This is a genomic window from Citrobacter europaeus (assembly GCA_020099315.1).
In the GTDB taxonomy this organism is placed as follows: domain Bacteria; phylum Pseudomonadota; class Gammaproteobacteria; order Enterobacterales; family Enterobacteriaceae; genus Citrobacter; species Citrobacter europaeus.
This window is the reverse complement of sequence record CP083650.1, coordinates 2259026-2280101: the sequence shown is the minus strand read 5'-3', so window position 1 is coordinate 2280101 and position 21076 is coordinate 2259026. Positions and strand designations below refer to the sequence as shown.

General features: G+C 53.1%; 18 protein-coding genes. 4 read left to right on the top strand and 14 right to left on the bottom strand.

Translation table 11 applies throughout. From position 1 onward, the window contains the following. Positions 1 to 10: 10 nt before the first annotated feature. The 3 genes from LA337_10795 to LA337_10785 all read left to right on the top strand — a co-directional run bounded on the left by LA337_10795 (position 11) and on the right by LA337_10785 (position 4031). Complete coding sequence (locus tag LA337_10795; protein ID UBI18132.1) at positions 11 to 2425, top strand: fimbrial biogenesis usher protein; 2415 nt, start codon at positions 11 to 13, stop codon at positions 2423 to 2425. Next, positions 2425 to 3009: a hypothetical protein gene (locus tag LA337_10790; GenBank protein UBI18444.1), complete on the top strand. Its 585-nt coding sequence runs from the start codon at positions 2425 to 2427 to the stop codon at positions 3007 to 3009. Before LA337_10795 ends, LA337_10790 begins: the two co-directional genes overlap by 1 nt. A 98-nt stretch (positions 3010 to 3107) precedes the next feature. After that, on the top strand, positions 3108 to 4031 hold the full coding sequence (locus tag LA337_10785) for an alpha/beta hydrolase (protein UBI18131.1): 924 nt from the start codon (positions 3108 to 3110) through the stop codon (positions 4029 to 4031). A gap of 41 nt (positions 4032 to 4072) precedes the next feature. Here LA337_10785 and aldA read toward each other — a convergent pair whose 3' ends face one another. The 3 genes from aldA to hrpA form a co-directional block, all read right to left on the bottom strand. Then, positions 4073 to 5512 (bottom strand): aldehyde dehydrogenase, encoded by a 1440-nt coding sequence (aldA, locus tag LA337_10780; protein ID UBI18130.1) that lies wholly within the window; start codon positions 5510 to 5512, stop codon positions 4073 to 4075. Between the two features lie 199 nt (positions 5513 to 5711). Beyond that, the gene (locus LA337_10775; protein ID UBI18443.1) at positions 5712 to 6509 is read right to left on the bottom strand and encodes a YdcF family protein; all 798 of its coding nucleotides are present in this window, start codon (positions 6507 to 6509) and stop codon (positions 5712 to 5714) included. A gap of 80 nt (positions 6510 to 6589) precedes the next feature. Continuing rightward, positions 6590 to 10492, bottom strand: a complete 3903-nt coding sequence (hrpA, locus tag LA337_10770) for an ATP-dependent RNA helicase HrpA (GenBank protein UBI18129.1) — start codon at positions 10490 to 10492, stop codon at positions 6590 to 6592. 201 nt (positions 10493 to 10693) lie between these two features. Between hrpA and azoR the strand changes: the two genes are divergently transcribed. Next, a complete protein-coding gene (gene azoR / locus LA337_10765; GenBank protein UBI18128.1) occupies positions 10694 to 11299 on the top strand; it encodes an FMN-dependent NADH-azoreductase in 606 nt (201 codons plus the stop codon). Positions 11300 to 11342: 43 nt separating this feature from the next. Here azoR and LA337_10760 read toward each other — a convergent pair whose 3' ends face one another. From LA337_10760 to LA337_10710, 11 genes are all read right to left on the bottom strand, one after another. After that, a complete protein-coding gene (locus tag LA337_10760) occupies positions 11343 to 11534 on the bottom strand; it encodes a hypothetical protein (GenBank protein ID UBI18127.1) in 192 nt (63 codons plus the stop codon). A gap of 98 nt (positions 11535 to 11632) precedes the next feature. Beyond that, entirely contained in the window at positions 11633 to 12034 is a 402-nt protein-coding gene (locus LA337_10755) for a hypothetical protein (protein UBI18126.1), read from the bottom strand. Continuing rightward, a complete protein-coding gene (locus tag LA337_10750) occupies positions 12010 to 13314 on the bottom strand; it encodes a phosphatase PAP2/dual specificity phosphatase family protein (GenBank protein UBI18125.1) in 1305 nt (434 codons plus the stop codon). Before LA337_10750 ends, LA337_10755 begins: the two co-directional genes overlap by 25 nt. Then, complete coding sequence (locus LA337_10745) at positions 13304 to 15064, bottom strand: bifunctional alpha/beta hydrolase/class I SAM-dependent methyltransferase (GenBank protein ID UBI18124.1); 1761 nt, start codon at positions 15062 to 15064, stop codon at positions 13304 to 13306. The genes LA337_10750 and LA337_10745 overlap by 11 nt, the downstream gene beginning before the upstream one ends. Beyond that, positions 15057 to 15698, bottom strand: coding sequence for a 1-acyl-sn-glycerol-3-phosphate acyltransferase (locus LA337_10740; protein UBI18123.1), 642 nt, complete (start codon positions 15696 to 15698; stop codon positions 15057 to 15059). Before LA337_10740 ends, LA337_10745 begins: the two co-directional genes overlap by 8 nt. Before the next feature lie 3 nt (positions 15699 to 15701). Continuing rightward, positions 15702 to 16619, bottom strand: coding sequence for a phosphatidate cytidylyltransferase (locus LA337_10735; GenBank protein UBI18122.1), 918 nt, complete (start codon positions 16617 to 16619; stop codon positions 15702 to 15704). Next, positions 16616 to 17221 (bottom strand): CDP-alcohol phosphatidyltransferase family protein, encoded by a 606-nt coding sequence (locus LA337_10730; GenBank protein ID UBI18442.1) that lies wholly within the window; start codon positions 17219 to 17221, stop codon positions 16616 to 16618. The genes LA337_10735 and LA337_10730 overlap by 4 nt, the downstream gene beginning before the upstream one ends. 112 nt (positions 17222 to 17333) lie before the next feature. Next, complete coding sequence (locus LA337_10725) at positions 17334 to 17657, bottom strand: YdbL family protein (protein ID UBI18121.1); 324 nt, start codon at positions 17655 to 17657, stop codon at positions 17334 to 17336. Between the two features lie 7 nt (positions 17658 to 17664). Further along, a complete protein-coding gene (locus LA337_10720; GenBank protein UBI18120.1) occupies positions 17665 to 17856 on the bottom strand; it encodes a YnbE family lipoprotein in 192 nt (63 codons plus the stop codon). Further along, the gene (locus LA337_10715) at positions 17853 to 20492 is read right to left on the bottom strand and encodes a YdbH family protein (protein ID UBI18119.1); all 2640 of its coding nucleotides are present in this window, start codon (positions 20490 to 20492) and stop codon (positions 17853 to 17855) included. Before LA337_10715 ends, LA337_10720 begins: the two co-directional genes overlap by 4 nt. Positions 20493 to 20714: 222 nt before the next feature. Further along, on the bottom strand, positions 20715 to 20927 hold the full coding sequence (locus LA337_10710; GenBank protein ID UBI18118.1) for a hypothetical protein: 213 nt from the start codon (positions 20925 to 20927) through the stop codon (positions 20715 to 20717). Positions 20928 to 21076 lie beyond the last annotated feature (149 nt).

The following is a 21076-nucleotide window of genomic DNA, read 5'->3' as shown; positions in this document are numbered from 1 at the left end:
GAGTACGACTTTGTACAATAAAAGCCGTCTGGCGCTTTCTATTCAGATAATTATGGCTGGCGCATTTCCTCTGCTGCTGTTTAGTTCAGCCGACCTCTGCGCCCGCGAGGTCACTTTTGACACGGACATAATTAAAAATCGTGGCCTGAGCCAGGATCTTAATCGTTACTTCGCCAAATCCCCACGTTTTTTACCGGGAACACATTCCGTTCAGGTAAAAATAAATAATAAAACGCGCGGCACCGCTGCCGTACGTTTTGGGGAAGACGGCACACTCTGTATTGATAAAGATTTTCTGGACTTTGCCGGGCTGATGCCTGTTCCACTCAAGGCAGATGAACAATGTCATGATATTCGTGATGATTATCCCCAGGCTATTGTTAATGCCCTGCCCGGTGAAAATACGGTAGCGCTTTATCTGCCAGAAACGGCGCTGGATAATTTTGCGGCTGACAGTAAAAACTTTCAGCATGGCGGCACGGCCGGTTTACTGAACTATTCATTATTCAGCACCCGAAATGAATTTCAGGGGGGCGACAGCCGCCAGTATTCCCAGGCAAGCCTGGAAGGCGGCTTTAACGTTGCCGGCTGGGCATTGCGTAGTCGCTATATTCTTGCCGATGATGACGGCACAAAAAGCACTGACAGTATTTATACTTTTGCCGAGCATGTGTTTGCCGAACAAAAACAGACCCTCCAGGTCGGTGAAATCAACGCCAACTCCGATGTGCTGAGCGGTGTCTCCGTTACCGGCGTGCAGTTAATGCCAACCAACGGTCTGCTGGGAAGCCGTTCTGGGGTGAATGTCTCAGGTATTGCCAGAAGCGCCCAGGCGCGCGTTGAAGTCCGCCAGAGCGGTCAGTTGATTTACAATACGCTGGTAAATGCAGGCCCCTTCACTCTTGAAGATGTTCCCATCGCGCGTAACAACGTCGCGCTGGACGTGACCGTGTTCGAAACCGATGGCTCCAGCAGCCGTTTTATTGTTCCGGCGTCTGCCGTAAGAACGCAGCAGCTGTCGCGACCACAGGGACTGACGGTATCTGCCGGTCGCGTCCGGGATATTGACGGTGATTATGATAACCCGTGGGTTGTCAGCCTGTCCGACGGGTGGCGAATAATGCAAAACGCCAACTTGCTCGCCTCCGGTATGCTGGCTGAAGATTACCAGGCCGCGGGTGTCCGCTCAGAATATATGCTCAATGAGAGCTTCAGCGTCTCCGCAAGCGCCGCCGCGAGCCAGGAGCAATTTGGTGAGGACAGCCACGGGTTTAAAAGCGAGCTGCAAAGCGATCTCAGGCTGACGGAAGGCGTTGGCTTATCGGTGAGTGCCGCCCATTACAACAACGGGTATCGGGAGTTGTCCGATGCGCTGAATGAAGATTATCAGCCATATGATAATATGTACTCGGGAACACTAAGCTGGGGCTCTTCCCTGGCTGGCGCTTTTAGCGCAGGTTTTAACTATAACCAGAGGGCTGGCGACGCTGAAGACAGCCGCTATTTGCTGCTCTCCTGGGGGAAAACCTTTAAATACGCTTCCGTTACCGTCAACTGGCAGAGCGCTGTCGGGAATGTCGATGACGATCAGGACAACGAATTACTGTACGTTAACCTCAGCATTCCACTCGGTAGCGGACAAAGCATCAGCACTTACATGCGTAAAGAAGATGACCGCACAACCTACGGCGTACAAAACGCCGGTCAGTTAACGGAAAATACGAATTACTCGATCTCCGCCGATCGGGACGATGAGGACCGGACTAACAGCTTCAATGGCAATCTGAACTCTAACCTGCATTATACCCAACTGGGACTTGGTGTGGGTAACAGCAGCGACCATCAGCGCAACTACAACGCTACATTATCAGGCGGCATCGTCGCGCATAAAAATGGAGTGACGTTCTCTCCCTATTCCATCCGGGATACCTTTGCCATTGCCCGGCTAAATGAGCATACAAGCGGCGTTGAAATTGAAACACCGCAAGGCACGATTTGGACTGATTTCTGGGGACAAGCCGTGGTGCCCGGCCTGACCGAATGGCGTAATTCGCGCCTGGAGATTAATGCCAACAAACTGCCGCAAAGTATGACGCTGGCAAATGGAACCAAATACATTGCTGCTGCACATGCTTCGGTAAGTGAGGTCAGTTTCAAAGTGCTGAACAGCCGTCTCGTGATGCTGCGCGTTAAAAACCCGGACGGTACACCGCTGGCTAAGGGCCTCTCTATTGTTGATGGAAAAGAAAATTACATCGTAACCAGCGTGGATGATGGACATGTATTTCTGACGGATGCAGATCAGCTTGACGCACTGTATGCCATGGATAACAACGATAGCAAACTATGCAAGATTGATTTCACTCTGAATCCAACACGAGATGAACAGGCATTTTATGAAGAAGCCAACGGAGTGTGCCAGTGATGATTCAAACCGCCTTTAGCGCGTCAGTACGATTAACCGCTTTAACTTTGATAACATTGTTGGCGTCATCACTTGCCTATGCCTGTGAGGATGAATGTCATATTACACTTTCAAGTAGTGAAGTTAACTACGCCCGGATCCAGCGTGAGAGCATCGTAAGTTCACAGCAAAACTGGCATAAGCTGGAAGAGCGTGAAGTAAACGTGAATATCTACTGCCCAGAGAAACAGCGCGTGGCCGTACTGTTAAACGGCTCTGCAGGTGAGAAAGGTCGTTTCAAATTTGGCGAACAGGGAGGCGTAGGCGTAAAAGTCAGTAATATGATCGTGGATGGCAAAAGCTACACGGTTGGCAAAACAACCGATCAGGTGAATTTCTCACCTGCAAGCGGTACGACAAATCCTCTTTATATTCACAATAACGAGGCCGTCATCGCCGTTGAAAATAACGAGGTGCCTCTGGGCCAGCAAGTCAGCTTTACGGTAACCTTATTTCCTGTACTGAAGGACAGCGCCTTTAGCAACATATCCGATCAAACGACGCTGGAATCTGACATAACCTGGCGTTTACTCACAAAATCATAAAGCAAATGCGTAAAGCAGTCGTGACCGCCTGTCGTATCACTGCTTTACGCCCTGCCATCTTTTATGATGTTCCTTTGCGGTTGTAAGGAACACATAGCATGAATCTGCCCCATTCAGAATTGACTCAAATGATGGCGCACGCCGTTAGCCTTTCTTCCACGTTTACCCTCTGGCCACAGGGTGAAGCCCCCGGAGCAAAAAACAGCGATGCGGTATTTACGCCTGAACCCCGACATACCGGAACGTCTGATTACGATCGCGCGGTCACCGGCATTCGCGCCCCGGAAATTACCGTTTACGCCCCTGCCAAACCTAACGGTATTGGGATCCTTGTTACCCCTGGCGGCTCTTATCGTCGCGTGGTGATGGATAAAGAAGGCAGCGCACTGGCACCGTTCTTTAACGCCCGCGGTTATACCCTGTTTGTGATGACCTACCGCATGCCGGGTGATGGCCACGAAGAAGGCGCCAATGCACCGCTGGCCGATGCCCAACGCGCCATGCGCTACATTCGCGCCAACGCCCATGAATGGAAAATTAACCCTGACCGTATCGGGGTGTTGGGCTTCTCCTCCGGTGGTCACGTAGCCGCCAGTCTGGGAACCCGGTTTGCCGAATCGGTTTATACGCCAATTGATGACGTAGACGAGCAACCTGCGCGCCCTGCCTTCATGGCGCTGGTGTACCCGGTTGTCACCCTGCGCGAAGACATCGGTCACCCGGGCTCTCGTCTGGAGCTGGTTGGCGCTACGCCCAAAAAAGAAGACCTGCAGCGCTATTCTCTTGAAGAACGAGCGGATAACACAACGCCGCCGACGTTCCTGCTACACGCCATCGACGATCCGGCGGTGAAGGTGGAAAACAGCCTGGTTTTCTTTAATGCGCTACGTGGGCTGGGCATTCCGGTCGAAATGCATCTGTTTGAACGCGGTAAGCACGGATTTGGTATTCGCGATGCGCAAGGGTTACCGCTGGCCATCTGGCCGGAAATGATGATGAACTGGATCGCCACCAAAGTGTGAGAATTGCGCCGGGTGGCGTACAGGCTCACCCGGCGAGAAACTTAGGACTGCAAATACACCACCTGCGTTTGCAGGTATTCGTTCAGACCGTGTTTACCGTCGGCCCCGCCAATCCCGGACTTGCGCCAGCCAGCGTGAAAGCCTTGCATCGCCTCGAAGTTTTCTCGGTTAATATAGGTTTCGCCAAACTTCAGCCCTTTAATGGCTTTCATCGCCGTATTCAGATTCTGCGTATAGATCGATGAGGTCAGACCGTAGTCGCTGTCATTAGCCATCGTCAGCGCCTGATCCAGCGTATCAAACGCCACCACCGGCAGCACCGGACCAAACGTCTCCTCGTGCATAATCGCCATCTCCTGGCGCACGTCTAGCAGCAACGTCGGCGGGTAGTAATAACCTTTGCCGGCAACGGCCTTACCGCCCAACACCACACGGGCGCCTTCCTGCACCGCCCGTGCAACTTTCTGCTCGACACGCTCCAGCGCAGCGGCATTGATCAGCGGTCCCATCGCGATGTCGTTGCGTTCCGCCGGATTGCCGAACTGTACGGCTTTCATCGCCTCGCCCAGACGATTGACGAACTGATCATAAATACCTTTCTGAACGTACACGCGCTCGGCACAGTTGCACACCTGCCCGGTGTTAATCACACGGGAGTCGACAATGGCCTTCACCGCCAGCTCGAGATCCGCATCATCCATCACAATCGCCGGAGCTTTACCGCCAAGTTCCAGACACACTTTAGTGATATTTTTCGCCGCTGCGGCCATAATTTTCTCCCCCGCGCCGACGCTACCGGTCATGCTCACCATGGCGACCTTCGGGTTTCCGGCCAGCTCCTGACCGACCGTTTCACCGCGCCCCAGGACCAGATTAAATACCCCGCGCGGCAAGCCGATATCATCAACAATTTTGGCAAAGGCGATGGCGTTATTCGGGGTGAATTCACTCGGTTTAATGACAATGGTATTCCCCGTCAGTAATGCGGGAGCCAGTTTGCGGGCAATCAGGAAAAATGGGAAGTTCCACGGCAGAATGCCCGTAGTCACGCCCAAAGCGCGTTTAAACAGCAAAATATTTTCGCCCGGACGATCGCTTTGCAGGATCTCGCCTTCATAGCGACGCGCCCACTCCGCCATGTAATCGATATAGTCGGCGGTAAACGAGACTTCGACGTCTGCCAGTTGCTGTATTTTTCCGCCCTCCGCCACAATCAGCGCGCTGATTTCACTGGCTCGCTGGCGAATACCCGCAGAAATTTTGCGTAACCAGTTCGCCCGTTCAATGGCGGGCAGCGCTTCCCATTGCGGCTGGGCGCGTTCCGCCGCATCGATAGCTTTACGCGCATCTTCGGCGCGGCCATCGGGAATACGCGAGATCACCTCTTCTGTGGCCGGATTGACGACATCAATCCAGGCGTCATCGTGCCAGGTCACAAACTGCCCATCGATATACATAGGATGTTGTACGGGTACTGACATGCGGCTCTCCTGTGATTGAATTGTTTTTAACAAGTAAAACTATTGTTAATTAATATCAATCATGCCTGTCACATTATGGCCGGAGTGGCTGTTCTGTGAGCGGCTTCATAAAAGCGTCTGGCAAAGTAAGGATAAAGAGAAAAACCAGGTGGGATTTCTGCCCGTTTGCCGCAAAACATCAACAAACGGGCAGCAGGAATTACAGAGAACGGCTTTCCAGTAAGTCAGTCAGCGCGGTGTCATTTTGCAACTGCTGCCAGGCTTGCTCAACGTTCTGAGGAATATCAACATGGGCAATAAAATCGCGGCCGCAAGGTCCGTAGCCGGTGGCATCATCACGCAAGCGCGGAAGCTCACCGGTAATGAGAGAAAGATAGCGATCTACCGACCACAAACCTTCTGCTGCTGGCACAAAATCCACGCCGTCTTGCCGTTGGGCCAACTCGGGGATGAATCCAGGGAAACTCAGCCAGCGCGGCGCATGCGGCTCATCGCGGGTCACGCGCTGAAACGTTGCCATCGTGCGACGTTGCATAGTGGGATCCTGCACCACAATGACGGTATGAATACTTTCTGTCGCCTGATTCAGTAATGCACAGCTAAATCGGGCATTCTCGCCGCAGTTTGTTGACTGGTCTTCCACCCAAATCTTCTCTCCCGGGATTTGCCAGAACTGATGAGCGATATCAGCAAGGATCGCCGCTTCCGCACGTCCGGTGGTACGAATGATGTTGTAACGAGGATGCTCTGCAATCGCGTCATACAGAAATCGTGTGGAGTGGCCGATACCACCGCTAATCAACAAGGGAACCTGTTGCTCTTTGGCGATCCGGCAGGCGGCGTCGATAGTCGGAATAACCGCATTCCCTGCCAGAATCACGCAATCTGACTGAACGGTGATATTCCCCGTAAAATCATTCTGCGCCAACCATCGCCCTACGGTATTTATAGCCGCGAGGGTGGTTGCGGCAAGTATCGGAAACTGACTCATACTTATAACTCCTGGCGTTTATTCTTTACCGGGTACAGAGGCCGGATGGCGGCTACGCCTTATCCGGCCTACAGTCCAGCACCGTATTACCCTGTAATCTGCTCCATCGCCTGCAAAATACGTTTATCGGAGATGGGATACGGCGTACCAAGCTGCTGGGCAAAATAGCTGACGCGCAGCTCTTCTATCATCCAGCGGATCTCTTTGACATCGTCATCTTCACGCCGCGCGGGAGGCAGTTTATTGAGCCACTGCTTCCAGGCCTGCTGCACGCTATCTACTTTCAGCATTTGCGCACGGTCACGATGTGGGTCGATAGCCAGTTTCTCCAGGCGTTTTTCGATAGCCTGCAAATAGCGCAACGTATCGCCGAGACGTTTGAAACCATTGCCGGTAACAAATCCACGGTACACCAGCCCGCCCATCTGCGCTTTGATATCCGCAAGCCCCAGCGCCATGGTCATATCCACGCGCCCTTTCAGACGTTTGTTGATATTAAATACCGCGGTCAGGATCTGCTCGACCTGCTTAGCAATATCCACCACCGTATCGTTCAGTTCAGCCCGCACTTTCTCATGCAGCGCGGTGAAGCCTTCTTCGGTCCACACCGGACCGCCGTTGGCGTCAATTAACTGATCCACACCGCAGGAGATACAGTCGTCAATCAAATCCAGCACTTTACCGTACGGGTTAAAGTACAATCCCAGCTTGGCTTTGTTGGGCAGTTTTTCATGCAAATATTTGATCGGTGATGGAATATTCAGCAACAACAGGCGGCGTAAACCACACCACATCGCCTGCTGTTGCTCCAGTGGGTTATCAAACAGTTTGATGGCGACGCTGTCACGCTCATCCACCAGCGCTGGCCACGCTTTGACTTTATAGTTACCGCGTTTTTGTTCGTAACTTTCCGGAAGCTGACCGAAGCTCCAGATGTGCAACCCGCTTTGTTCGATACCGTCATCCGCCACCGCAGACAATGTTTCCTGAACTTTACCCTTCAGCGCATCCTTCAAATCTTGCAGCGAACGCCCTTCCTGCAGCTTCTTATTTTTATCATCCACGACCCGGAAGGTGATTTTCAGGTGATCGGGCACCTGATCCCAGTGCCAGTCTTCACGGTCAACGGTAACGCCGGTCATGCGGCGCAGTTCACGCTCCAGCGCGTCCAGCAGCGGCAGTTCCAGCGGCGTGACGCGACCTAAAAACGCTTCGGCATAGTTCGGCGCAGGCACAAAGTTGCGTCGTACCGGTTTCGGCAGCGACTTAATCAGGGCGATCACCAGTTCGCGGCGTAGCCCCGGAATTTGCCATTCAAAACCGCTTTCGTCGATCTGATTGAGCAGCGGCAGCGGAATATGCACAGTCACACCGTCCGCATCAGCTCCCGGTTCGAACTGATAGCTCAGGCGAAGTTTGAGGTTACCCTGATGCCAGAAGTTCGGGTAATCCAGCTTACTGATTTTTTCCGCGCCCTCTTTGATAAGCATGCTCTTTTCAAAGTTGAGCAGATCCGGCGTTTCACGGCTGACCTTTTTCCACCAGCTGTCAAAGTGACGCGCGGAGACCACATCATGGCTGATGCGCTGGTCGTAAAACTCAAACAGCGTCTCATCATCGACCAGAATGTCGCGACGGCGCGATTTGTGCTCTAACTCTTCCACCTCCGCCCGTAGCTTCAGGTTATCGCGGAAAAACGCATGGCGCGTTTGCCAGTCACCTTCCACCAGCGCATGGCGGATGAACAACTCACGCGACAGTGCGGGATCGATCTGGCTGTAGTTCACCTTACGGGCCGCCACAATCGGTAAACCGTAGACGGTGACCTTTTCTGTTGCCATCACCGCGCCCTGCGCACGTTCCCAGTGCGGTTCACTGTATGAACGTTTGATCAGATGCTGGGCAACTGGTTCCACCCATTCGGGATCGATACGCGCGGCAATGCGTCCCCACAGGCGACTGGTTTCCACCAGCTCCGCTACCATCGCCCACTTCGGCGGTTTTTTAAATAGACCGGAGCCCGGAAAGATCGAGAAGCGGGCGTTACGCGCACCGGTAAACTCCTGTTTATCAGTATCTTTCATCCCGATATGCGACAGTAAACCGGTCAGCAGCGCGACGTGGATTTCCCGGTATTCAGCTGGTTCGCTGTTAACCGGGATCCCTAACTCTTTCACTACCTGACGCAGCTGGGTGTAAATATCCTGCCATTCACGCACGCGCAGGTAGTTCAGAAAATCAAGTTTGCACTGGCGACGGAACTGGTTTGACGACAGCGCTTTTTGCTGCTCGCCGAGATAGTTCCACAGGTTCACAAATGCGAGGAAATCAGACTCTTTGTCATGGAAACGGCGATGCTTCTCGTCGGAAGCCTGCTGCTTGTCCATCGGACGCTCGCGCGGATCCTGAATAGACAGCGCCGAGGTAATGATCATCGCCTCACGCACACAGCCATGTTTTTGCGCTTCCAGCACCATGCGCGCCAGACGCGGGTCCACCGGCAGTTGCGACAGCTGACGGCCCAACGGCGTTAACTTATAAGCGGTTGCCTGTTCGTCGGTGGTTATCGCCCCCAGCTCTTCGAGCAGGCGTACGCCGTCCTGAATATTGCGTTTATCCGGCGCCTCAACAAACGGAAACGCCGCGATATCGCCCAGCCCCAACGCCGTCATCTGCAAAATAACGGACGCCAGGTTAGTACGCAGGATCTCCGGATCGGTAAACTCCGGGCGCGACAGGAAATCATCTTCGGAATACAGACGAATACAGATCCCTTCCGAAACACGACCGCAGCGACCTTTACGCTGGTTAGCGGAAGCCTGTGACACCGGTTCTATCGGTAAACGCTGGACTTTAGTGCGGTAACTGTAACGACTAATACGCGCAGTGCCCGGGTCAATCACATACTTGATGCCCGGTACGGTCAGCGACGTTTCCGCCACGTTGGTCGCCAGCACGATACGGCGACCGCTGTGCGACTGGAACACGCGGTTCTGCTCGCTATTGGAGAGACGCGCATACAACGGCAGCACTTCGGTGTGGCGTAAATCCAGCTTATTCAGGGCATCGGCGGTGTCGCGGATTTCGCGCTCGCCGCTCATAAAGATCAGAATGTCGCCCTGACTTTCACGGCCTAATTCCTCTACAGCATCAAAAATAGCCTGCAGTTGGTCACGTTCGATATCATCTGCATCTTCAACAATCGGACGATAGCGAACTTCCACCGGATACGTTCGACCGGAGACTTCGATAATCGGCGCATTATTGAAATGCTTAGAAAAACGCTCTGGGTCGATAGTCGCCGAAGTGATGATAATTTTTAGATCCGGACGGCGCGGCAGAAGCTCTTTCAGATAGCCGAGCAGAAAGTCGATATTCAGGCTGCGTTCATGCGCTTCATCGATGATGATAGTGTCGTACTGCATCAACAGCCGATCCTGCTGGATTTCCGCCAGCAAGATACCGTCCGTCATCAGCTTCACCATCGTGTTGTCGCTGACATGATCGCTAAAACGGACCTTATAGCCGATACAGCCGCCCGGCTCGGTTTGCAGTTCTTCCGCAATACGGTTCGCTACCGTACGCGCCGCCAGTCGACGCGGTTGGGTATGGCCGATCAGCCCTTTTATCCCGCGTCCGAGCTCCATACAGATTTTGGGTAACTGGGTGGTTTTACCTGACCCGGTCTCACCGGCAACAATCACCACCTGATAGTCGCGAATCGCTTCCAGAATATCCTGTTTTTTCTGGCTGACGGGCAGGTTTTCCGGATAGCTGATGACCGGACGCGCCGCTTCACGCAGCACAACTTTACCGGCTGCGTGATCAATCTCTTTTGCCATCTCCTGGTAAATGGCCTGTTGTGCATCAGGATTTTTAACCTTCTTAACACCGTGCAGGCGGCGGGCAAAACGCTGTCTGTCACGCAGCATCAGTGAATCCAGCTGTTGCTGCAACATGTTGAAGGTTAATTTTTGTTGTTCTGTCATAGCGTTAAAAGGCAGTGCTCTGCCGGGTTAAATCTCTTTTAGATGATAGGTATAGAGTACCACATCGGCGCTTTTCATGTGTTGTTCAATAATTTCGAACATAGGATTCGATATATTGCGCTATCACTGCGACAGGATTGTGAATAAAGTGTCAACAAGCAACGGGGCATAACCCCTTCAAACACATAAAAGGAAACACCCATGAGCAAGGTATTAGTTCTGAAATCCAGTATTCTGGCAGGGTACTCTCAGTCTGGTCAGTTGTCTGATTATTTTGTTGAACAGTGGCGTGAAAAGCACTCCGCTGATGAAATCACCGTCCGCGACCTGGCTGCAAATCCTGTTCCGGTACTGGATGGCGAACTGGTGGGTGCCCTGCGCCCGAGCGATGCGCCGCTGACTCCGCGTCAACAAGAAGCGCTTGCGTTGTCCGACGAACTGATTGCTGAGCTGAAAGCGCATGATGTAATTGTTATCGCCGCGCCGATGTATAACTTCAACATCCCAACGCAGCTGAAAAACTATTTCGACCTGATTGCCCGTGCTGGCGTAACCTTCCGTTATACCGAGAAAGGTCCGGAAGGTCTGGTAACAGGGAAACGCGCAGTAGTACTGACCAGCCGTGGTGGTATCCATAAAGATACGCCGACCGACCTGATCACGCCGTATCTGAACGTATTCCTGGGCTTTATCGGCATCACCGACGTGAACGTCGTCTTTGCGGAAGGCATTGCGTACGGTCCGGAAGTGGCGACCAAAGCGCAGTCCGATGCGAAAGCCGCTATCGACAGCGTCGTCGCTGCCTGATAATTCACCCTCTCACCATCCGGTGGGAGGGTTTCTCCAGTATTTACTTCTTTACCTGCACCCGAACCTGTTTGCCGTGAATGCGATTAATATCACGCCAGATGGTTGCATAATCCCTGCATTTCGCCAGATTCTCTTCCCAGCAATGCAGCAAAAATTGTTCTGGCTCGGCGACATCCCGGCTTAATAGCTTGAATACCCAACGATTCCAGACATACCACTTGAGAAGCCACATGATCTCACTCCGCATCGCGACCGATATAGAACTATATCAGCCTGAATTTGATGCCGTGTGGCAACTATTGCGATGTTGATGAATAATCCAGATGAATGCTACATCAACAGCATCAGCCAGAAAGCCCACAAAATCGCAATCATGTAGAGCGTATGACGAAACTGTTTCAATGCGCCGGACTGCCGTTCAGCCAGCGTTAACGTTTTCAACCGTTCACGTCGCCAGATAAAACACAGCGCACTTCCGGCCTGCTCGTTGTTTTGCGGATTAATCAGCGAAAAATAGCGCTCGTCGAGCCACAGTCGCCAGCAACCAAACCAGGCCACAGCGCACAGCAATGCCATGACGGCACGCAGTACTCCTGACGGAGCAACAAACAGCACCCATGCCATCGGCGGGAGGGAAAAAAGCAGCATGAAGCGCCAGCTTGCCAGCGTATGCCGCAGCAGAGCATGCTGAAGCACATCACCATTCGTTACATTGTCACTTTCTGTTGCCATTGTCGCAGCATCTCCAGATGTTTATCTGTCAGTACCACCGGTGGCCGACTCGCCCGAATCTGCGCCACGGCGTGCTCTACCGTCGCCGCATGGCCATAACGCAACAGCCACGCTGCAACCACCATTGCGCTGCGCGACAGCCCTAAGGCACAGTGCACCAGCACCGTTCCCTGTTCCTCACGCAGAGTCTCCAGAGTGCTAACCGCCTGCTGCAGTTCAGCTTCATGCGGGATCACTAAATCCAGCATCGGTACGCAATGATAAGTACGCGAGGACGTCGCCCGCCCACGTGAAAACTCAAAGGTTAAGTCAAGCACCGCCTTTTGCGCAGGTACCGAGCGCGGAAAACTGCCGAGATATACGCCAGCCACAACCTGACTTACTGCCGGTATACGGCGGGTAAACCAGCGCATCGACAGCCACATTCCCGCACGCCACGGCAATGATAGCCAGTAAACCGCGGGAGAAAGCCTGCCCTGCGAATCTTTCGCCGTCACCGCCGCGCCGAATCCCGCGTAACCGCAGCCGACCATCAACAAGGCCATCGCTGGCCATAGCAGCCATGGCGTCAGCAACGCTGCAGTAATAAAACATAATGCCGAGCCCAGCAGGTAACGGCGCATCAGCCTCTGACGGGCTGCATCCGGTCTGCACCAGCGCCAGCGGCATTGTTCCGGTACCATCCAGTCAATCAACATTCCTGCCGCCAGCCCGGTAATAATATCGATAAAGTGATGCTGCCAGGTGGTCAGCACCGATACCGCGATCAGTAGAGACCAGCCATCGCACAGTCTGCGCCAGCCGCCGGACAGATGGCGACTGAAATGCCGCCACAGCAGCCAACAAAGAATGATATGCAGCGACGGCGACTGGTTATAAGGCAGATCGAACTGTTCGAGCTGAGCAAACAGCCAACCCGCCGCGCCCGTCACTTCGGGGCGGGTAAAGGTAAACTGTAACGGGAACAGTAAAAAACCGGCGCAAGCAATCAACGATGCCAGTACCAGTCTGAGCACCAACCGACGCTGCTCGAAACGTGTAGTGCAAACAAACAGAGATAACCCGTAAAACAGATCCAGACTCCAGTACGGGATGATGGTCCACGGAATAAAAGGAATGGCAGATTCCCAGGCAAAAACGATGCTGCCAACGTTCTGATAATGAGCATCCTGCCAGGCGGTATATTGATTCACCTTGCCGTAGGTAAGGAAAAAAAATGGCGCCAGCAGCAGTAACCAGCCTACCGCCTGCACCATAACTTTACGCTGTTCAGGATGCACGGCGTACCGCCATAGAAACGGTGAAAATACCCCACTCATCAATCAGTTGGGTACACTTCTCAAAGCCCGCCTCGCGGACCAGCGCGTCCATTTCACCCTGTGTACGCACGCGCATAACCCATGCTTTGCCGTCTTTATGACTGGTCAGCGACCAGGCTATCGTTTTAAGCTGCGGATGCCACGGCTGCCCGGTGTAAATCAATACGCCCCCCGGCGCTATCGCCTCTGCCAGCCCGGCCAGAGAGTTTTTGACCAGCGCATTTTCAGGAAAAAGCTCGTACAAACCAGAGACAATCCCCAGACCAGGACGAGGCTCCAGCGCCGCCAGTTGTTCGCGGTTGAAGGCGTCGCCTTGCTCAAAACGCGCAATGTCAGCCATGCCTCTGCTGGCGATCATTTCCCGACCTTTATTCACATTCAATTCACTGTAATCACGCAATAAAATTGAACGTACCGCCTTTTCGCCTTCCAGCGCATCAAGCACATAGCGTCCATGTCCGGCAGCAATATCCACCACATGTACCGGCGTGCCCTGCTCATTCAACTGTGCAACAGCCTTACTAATCAGCATCTGCAAATGAATCTTACGCTGGCGGATCCCCTGCCAGCCGACATTGTTCAGGTAGTTCTTGTCGATTAAACGCCCCAGCGCACCGTTGCCCTGCGGCTGGTTGCGATAGACATAATCCAGTGTGCTACCGGAATCAAAACCGGTTTCAAATCCAAGACGCACGCCTGTTGATTGTGTGCCCAGAAGCTTCATTCCGTAGCGCAGGCCACGGTACGCAATATCGTCGAGAGAATACGGCGCGGGTCCCCCGTTGAGCATCCGCCAGGTATCGGCGCCAGGGCTCCAGCGATCTTCGTTGCTGTAATCAAAACGCTGTGGAGGCATAGCGTAGAGCGTAGAAATGAAATCACGCATTTTATCGAACGCCAGGTGCCGGTCTTTTTCGCCCAGCGTGTCGTGGTAAAAACCCGGCAGCACGTGCAGCTCTTTGAGGGGATTTCGCAGACGCTGATAAAAATCAATTTGCGGCTGGCGATGCACAACGAAATCATCGCCGGAGACCAGCAACTGCACAGGCATCGTAATGGCGGCGGCATCGCTGACAATGCGTTCTGCCGTTTTGTAGAGATCCAGCAAGATATTAACCGCAATAGCCCGGGTTATCTGGGTATCGAGGTTAAAGCTCGCCACACGATCGACGTCATGCGTCAGGTATTTACCCTTAACATAAGAGTTAACGAAAAACAGGCCGCGCAGTCGGTGCATTAACGCCAACCCCTGACGAGCAAACGGCACATACAATTTCACTTTAAAGGCCGGTGATGCCAGTACTAATCCGCGAATAGCGGGAGCATAGTCATGTACCCAGGTCGCGGCCAGTACCGCGCCAACGCTTTGCGCCACCACCACCACATCTTCCATGGCGGCATGACTGTCTGCAGCGGCGAAACGCACAAATTCTTCGACATCCTGTACCGAGCGCGCCAGAGAAGGACTATAGCCGCGCTGGCCCGGAGAGTGGCCATGACCACGCGCATCCCAGGCATAAAATGCGGTATCCGGCATCGCCAGCTCGTCCACAATATGCTGTAACCGCCCGGAATGTTCGTGTCCGCGATGGAACATGACGATCACTTTAGGCGCTGCGCCAGGGGCAATTGCCGGCCAGTAGCGATAAAACAGTTCGGTATTGTCACTGGTCACAAAATGACGTTCGTCAGGTACGCGTGTATCACTCATGCGAATGTAATCCTTTAGTTTGTTGCTCCAACAGCAACAGTTGCTGTCTGAGTCCGTCCATGAAGAGGGCTTTATCCCCGTGAAAATACAACGCACTGCCTATATTGACATCAATAAACAGCGGCAGCGGGATACGATTCCCTTTCGCCATGACAGATTCGGTACCACGCAGCCAGACGGGAATAATCGGTACCTCCGGTACGCACTGGCTCAGATGCCACAATCCGGATTTCAGCGGCGACAGTTTCCCCGGCTCGCCCCGCGTGCCTTCCGGAAAGAGGATCAGGATCTTGCCGTCGCGTAATGCCTGTTCGCACTGCGCCAGCGGATTGGCTTCTCCGCCCTTTCGCGAAATGGGAATAATGTTAAGAATATTTAGCGCAAACCAGGCCATGGCTTTATTACGCAGGAAATAGTCAGCGGCAGCCACCGGATGAACCGACGCCTGACGGCGCAGCGGAAAGAGCGAAAGCAGCGCAAAAACATCCATATGGCTATTGTGATTGGCGACAATAATTGCCGGGCCGCGGGTAGGCAAACGCTCCCGGTGCCTGATACGCAGCCCCAGCCACAGCCAAATCACCGGCCAGACGATGCACAGCGTAAACAGGGTTCGCAGAATTGAGTTCAGCATAAGTTAATAGCAAAAGTAGCGAATGAAATGGAAAAACACCGGCGCGGTAAAGATCAGAGAATCCAGTCGGTCAAGGATCCCGCCATGACCTGGCAGCAATGTTCCGCTGTCCTTCACGCCGATATCGCGCTTGATTGCCGACATCACCACATCGCCACAAAAACCACTGATGCCGATAATAAAGCCCGCCAGCAGCGACAACGGAATGCTTAACGGCGTCATCAGCGGCCCAAGCAGCGCCGCCATCAGCGTGGTGGTCGCTACGCCGCCGACCAGTCCCGCCAGTGTCTTATTAGGGCTGACTCTGGGGATCACTTTGATGCGCCCAATCGATTTGCCCCACAGGTACTGCGCAATATCATTGAATTCCGTTAAGCCAACCAGGAACAGCACCAGCAATGCGCCGGTTTGTTGACCATCATCAGGCAGAACCAGCAAAAACGCGACATGGCTGAAGGCAAAAACGGTGGTCATCAGGCTCCAGTGATGCTGCGAGGCGTAGCGCAAGAAGCCCTGCGTATCGCCCGCAATCACCATCCGCACGGGTAAGAATAAAAAAGCGTAGACCGGGATAAACACCACAAACATGCCGTACCAGTTAATACCGATCAGCCAGTAGTTGACTGGAATAGCAATGAACATCCACAGCAGCGGCATGCGATCGGTCTGACGCGACGGCGCCAGCGTTAAAAACTCCTTTAACGCCATAAAGCTGACCAGCGCGAAAAAGGTCAGCGCCAACCAGTGCGGACTTAAAATCGCCAGAGAAAACAGGACGATGATTATCCACCAGGTGCGTATACGTAATGTCAGTTCCCGCCAGTCTTTATCCGGTCGTTGCCACACCAGTAATCCATTCACCGCTGTTGCAACCAGCAGCAGTGCAAAAATGACCGCGAGTGACGTCTCCAGCATCATCATTGCGCCACCTCTTCGCGTAATGCGCTTCTACAGCGGTTAATCACTGTCCATAGCAGCAGGAGAATAGCAACACTCCACAGCACATTGTTCCACTGTACAAGCTGCGGCCACAGAGTCAGCGCCAGACCCCATGCGCCAAATACCAGCGCCCGGTCACTTTTCCCCAGCGGCCCGGCATAGCTGCGAACGCCATTAATCGTTTGTGCCAGAACGCCGCAAAACTCCGTCATTACCGCACAGAACAGCATCACCATAACCAGCAATCCATTACTGTCAGGAAGCAGCATAAACGGCAGATAAAGCGCTATATCTGAAAGAATATCCCCGCTCTCGTTCAGAATGGCCCCAAGGCGTGACTGCTGGTGACATTCACGCGCCAGCATACCGTCGAGGGCATTGAGCGCCATTCGAATAAACAGCACGATGGGCAGGAGAACAAAGTATTCAGGCTGGGGGAAAATCACCAGTACGCCGCCGGTCACAAAAGAGAGTGCCATTGCGGCAAGGGTAACGTGATTCGCCGTGACGCCTTTTTTATGTAGCCAGAACATTAATGGGCGCAGAAGTGCCTGGAAGGCGGGCTTGATCTGATAAAGCGTCATCATCACTCCTTGATAATTTACGGTGTTGACTATAGTGGATTAATTAACAGTACCCGCCTATTACTTTTCTTTGGATTAAACAGAAATCGGATTCTATCTACAACTCCGTTGATTATTTTCTCAGCCACTTGCCATTAATACCCTGCACATACTCTCCTGGTTTCGCGCGAGCAACCAGCTTTTGCCCGGCCATTTTCGCCACTTCATCAGGCGGAATGTTGTTGCTTCTGGCCAGTTGCTGATAGCTGGCGCTGCGCGCTTTGTTAATCTCATTCACCAGCGCCTGCGTTTCTGCGTCGGTTTGCAATGCCACCAGATAACCATTAAGCGTTTCGCCCACCCGCCCCTCGGTTCTGGCTTCACTCAGGGTCAATGCCCACACGTTGCCGCTCAAAAAACTCAACGCCAAAAGGATCGCTACAAGCTGTTTTTTCATTGTGACCTCAGAACAGATCGCTGCGCGATTTTAATAAGCTCTCAACGTCTTTATCGACTTTGATATGGATCTCATGCTCAATTTTGACGTTCATATTAATCGTGATCGGCTCTTTTGGCGCAGCCACTTCGATTCTTGGAGTACACCCGACCAGCAGAGATGAAGCCAGCAGACCCAGCATGGCAGCTATCGTTTTCATTGTTGTTCCTCACATTCCTTGCCTTCCAGGCAATGGGGTTCCGGCAGCGCTGCATTTTGTTCAAGCCATGCCTGTAAATTGTCGCCAAAACGCAAACTGCGCCAGAGCGTAAAGACGTTTTCCTCGTGGGTGTAATTCAAATTAACCGTCCCCACTTTGCCATCCACCCGGCTATTACCAGTCACGTTTGCCTGCATGGTTAAAACGCCGAGGTTATCCAGATTTATTTTCGTCCAGGAATGGCTTATTTCCATATAGCGCAGCCAGTTAATGGCCGCACCCGCCGCCATATTATCTTTGACGACGGCATCTGCGGTATCCTTATCAATACGCAGCGTCATCGGCCCCGGGTTGGTTAACCATCCGTCTTTAATGATCCACTTCTCGTTATCCAGCCATAACGGCAACGCGCCGCTGACCGGGCCAGACATGGCGAATTGCTTGGGGTTAACCGCGCTGATAAGCTCACTCGAGGAGATATTCTGCACCCGCAATAATGCAGGATCGTGTTGCGGCATCCGCAGTTGCTGCATGATGACTTTGCCCCCCAGCAGTTCGGCGCTGACATCGCTTAACAGTAACGGATTAGCTTCGCTCCAGGGATACGCCCCCTGCAGATCGGCGGCGATATTTTTCACCGTCACCTGATTAACCACTTCCGCAATACGCAGTGAAATAGGCCCACGCGTACCCAACTGCCATGCGCCTTCGCTAAACCGGAAAGGCAGCACAAAATCGACGCCATTAATTTGGTTATCGGGCATCCAGGCGCTACCGCCTTTTAATACCCCATGACCACCGGCTTCAAAGCCCTGTTCCGGGGCAGCTGAAAACGCTACCTGCGCATACAGTTCCCCTTCACGTAGCTTCATTTTCCAGTCAGGTGGGATGAGCGGTTGAAAGACGGTGAGCGATTGTTTTGGCCACCAGGCCTGTCCGCGCAGTCGGATCCCGTCCCAACGACCATTTAGCTGTACAGGGCCAATCGCCCCCGCGTGGAGCTGGCCTTTATACTGGAAAATCGTCGGGTCGGAGCCTTCCACACTGAACTTCAGGGTCGACGGTGGTAACACACTTCCCCCGGTGAAAGTGGTGTTCCCTGCGTCCAGTGACAGCGCACCGCTAAACGTCGGTTTGTTGGCATCCCGCACCCAGACAATGGGTTCGTCCATCACCAGGCGCGGGTTCTCCACCTGCATGGTGCCGTATTGCAGATGATCAAACCCGGTGGAGAGATCAAAAAGCTTCAGGGTATTGTCATGCCATTCCCCCTTACCCGCCACGTCCCAACGCGCATGCATCGGCGTAAAGCTGCCTTTGCCCCAATATCGCCACTGCCAGCGACCCGCGTCGGGGAGAAAATCATTTGCCAGACCATCCAGATGCAATTCAAAACCGCCCATCTGGTTTTCATGCGCGCGCAATATAGCCTGCAGACGGCCATCCACGCCGCGTTGCGTTACCTTTACGCCCGCCAAAGGCCAGCGAATTTCGTCAATATCCAGCGAGTCGATCACCCGTCCGCGTGAACGCAGCAGCGCCCCTGGCTCAAAAACAAGTTGCGGGTCGTTCAGGCTGCCGGTGAGTCTGGCGGGTAACCTGGCGTAGAAAATGAGATCGCCCTGTTTCGCCTCGCCGATCAACTGCAACGGCATATCGCTACTATCCACACCCAACTTGCCCGGCCCCAGCGTTAATACGGCGTTTCCTTTACCCGCATCGCCTTGAGTAAGTATGTTCAGACGTCCGCTCACCACGGCATTTTCCAGCCCGGCCTGCCAGTTTTCAACTTTCATGCCCAGCCGTCCGCTTAGCGGAAATCCCTGATAAGGCCAGTTCCAGCGACCGTCGCTAATGGTTAATTGCTGACGGGTTATTTCCCACGGAAGATCAAGCAGCGGATCGGCATTATTTCGCGCCATGACGATCAGTTGTCCGCTGTTTTCTTGCCATTCAAGTTCGGCATCCACAAGCGTTGGCTCCTGCGGCAAGCTCAGAGTAGCAACCGCATGACCGCTCACCGGTAATCCATCGGGAACCAGCGGCATGGTAAATTCACCGACCAGTTTTATCGGCGGCTGCCCTTCAAATGCGGCGATATCCAGCTCATTTACCGTGAGATTTTGCCCATGCAGGCTCCCCTGGAATTTAACCTTTTCACCCTGGTAGCGCAGTTGCTGGCTAGAGGGAGTTAGCGAGAGCGACAGTTTTCCCTGCCATTCCTGCCAGGGAGAGAGAATGACTTTGTCGATGTTAATCCAGGTATTGGGCAGCATAGATTGCCATTCTGCCAACGTTTTGGGCGCTACCGGGGATGATTCTGTCTGCGGCAACCTGGCCAGGCAAGCTGAATCCAGCTCCACAGCCCCGACATTGAGCAACCAACGACTGGGATGGGAAAGATCCGCCTGAGTAATGCGCGCTAGCGGGCAATCATCGACCAGATAGCGGAGTTCCGGAATATGCAGCCCATGCCGTGTCAGCCGTGGACTCTCATCCAGCGCGATACGCGTGCCAACCGGTAACCAGATGCCGACCAGCGTAGGAACCCACAGGCCAAGCGTCATTACCAGCGTCAGCGGCACGAGAATTAATAATAAGAGGAGTGCCAGAACGGCTTTATATTTACCCTTCATGGGTAGTTAATATCCTGATTTAGCGAAAATTTAAGCCGGTTTAGGCCAGTATTGTGGCATGTTTAACAGGATATGCCCACATTAAGAATAAATTCCCATGAAGTATACACAGAGTTAATGAATGAAAGAGAACCAGGAAAATATCATTTAATTCAATGAGATAAATCATTATATTATATGGCACGCTGTTACACGTGCCGTCGGGAATAGTAAGATTCAGACTCAATGAGGCCTCAGTTGTCCATCGCTATGTTTAGGTCCTATACGACCTGCTTCGATCAGAATTTCCTCGATAAGTTCTTCGAGGCACTCCCTACCGTGATGATCGCAGACCAGATGTACCTGCCGGGAAATCTCATCAGGTTTCATACCATCGCATAATGCCGCCTTGAGCATTAAGGTGGCCCATCGTTTTGCTTCAGAGTGAGTTAACATGACCCCTCCCGATATTTGCTACCTGTATAAGCGTAGCCTTCCGGATGTGATTCGGCTGGCTTTTTATCTGCGGCGATATCTGGGGGTTGAGTTGGATGGAAAAATATCCGGTTGTTGAAATTGAGTAACCTGCCCACACTAACAACAGA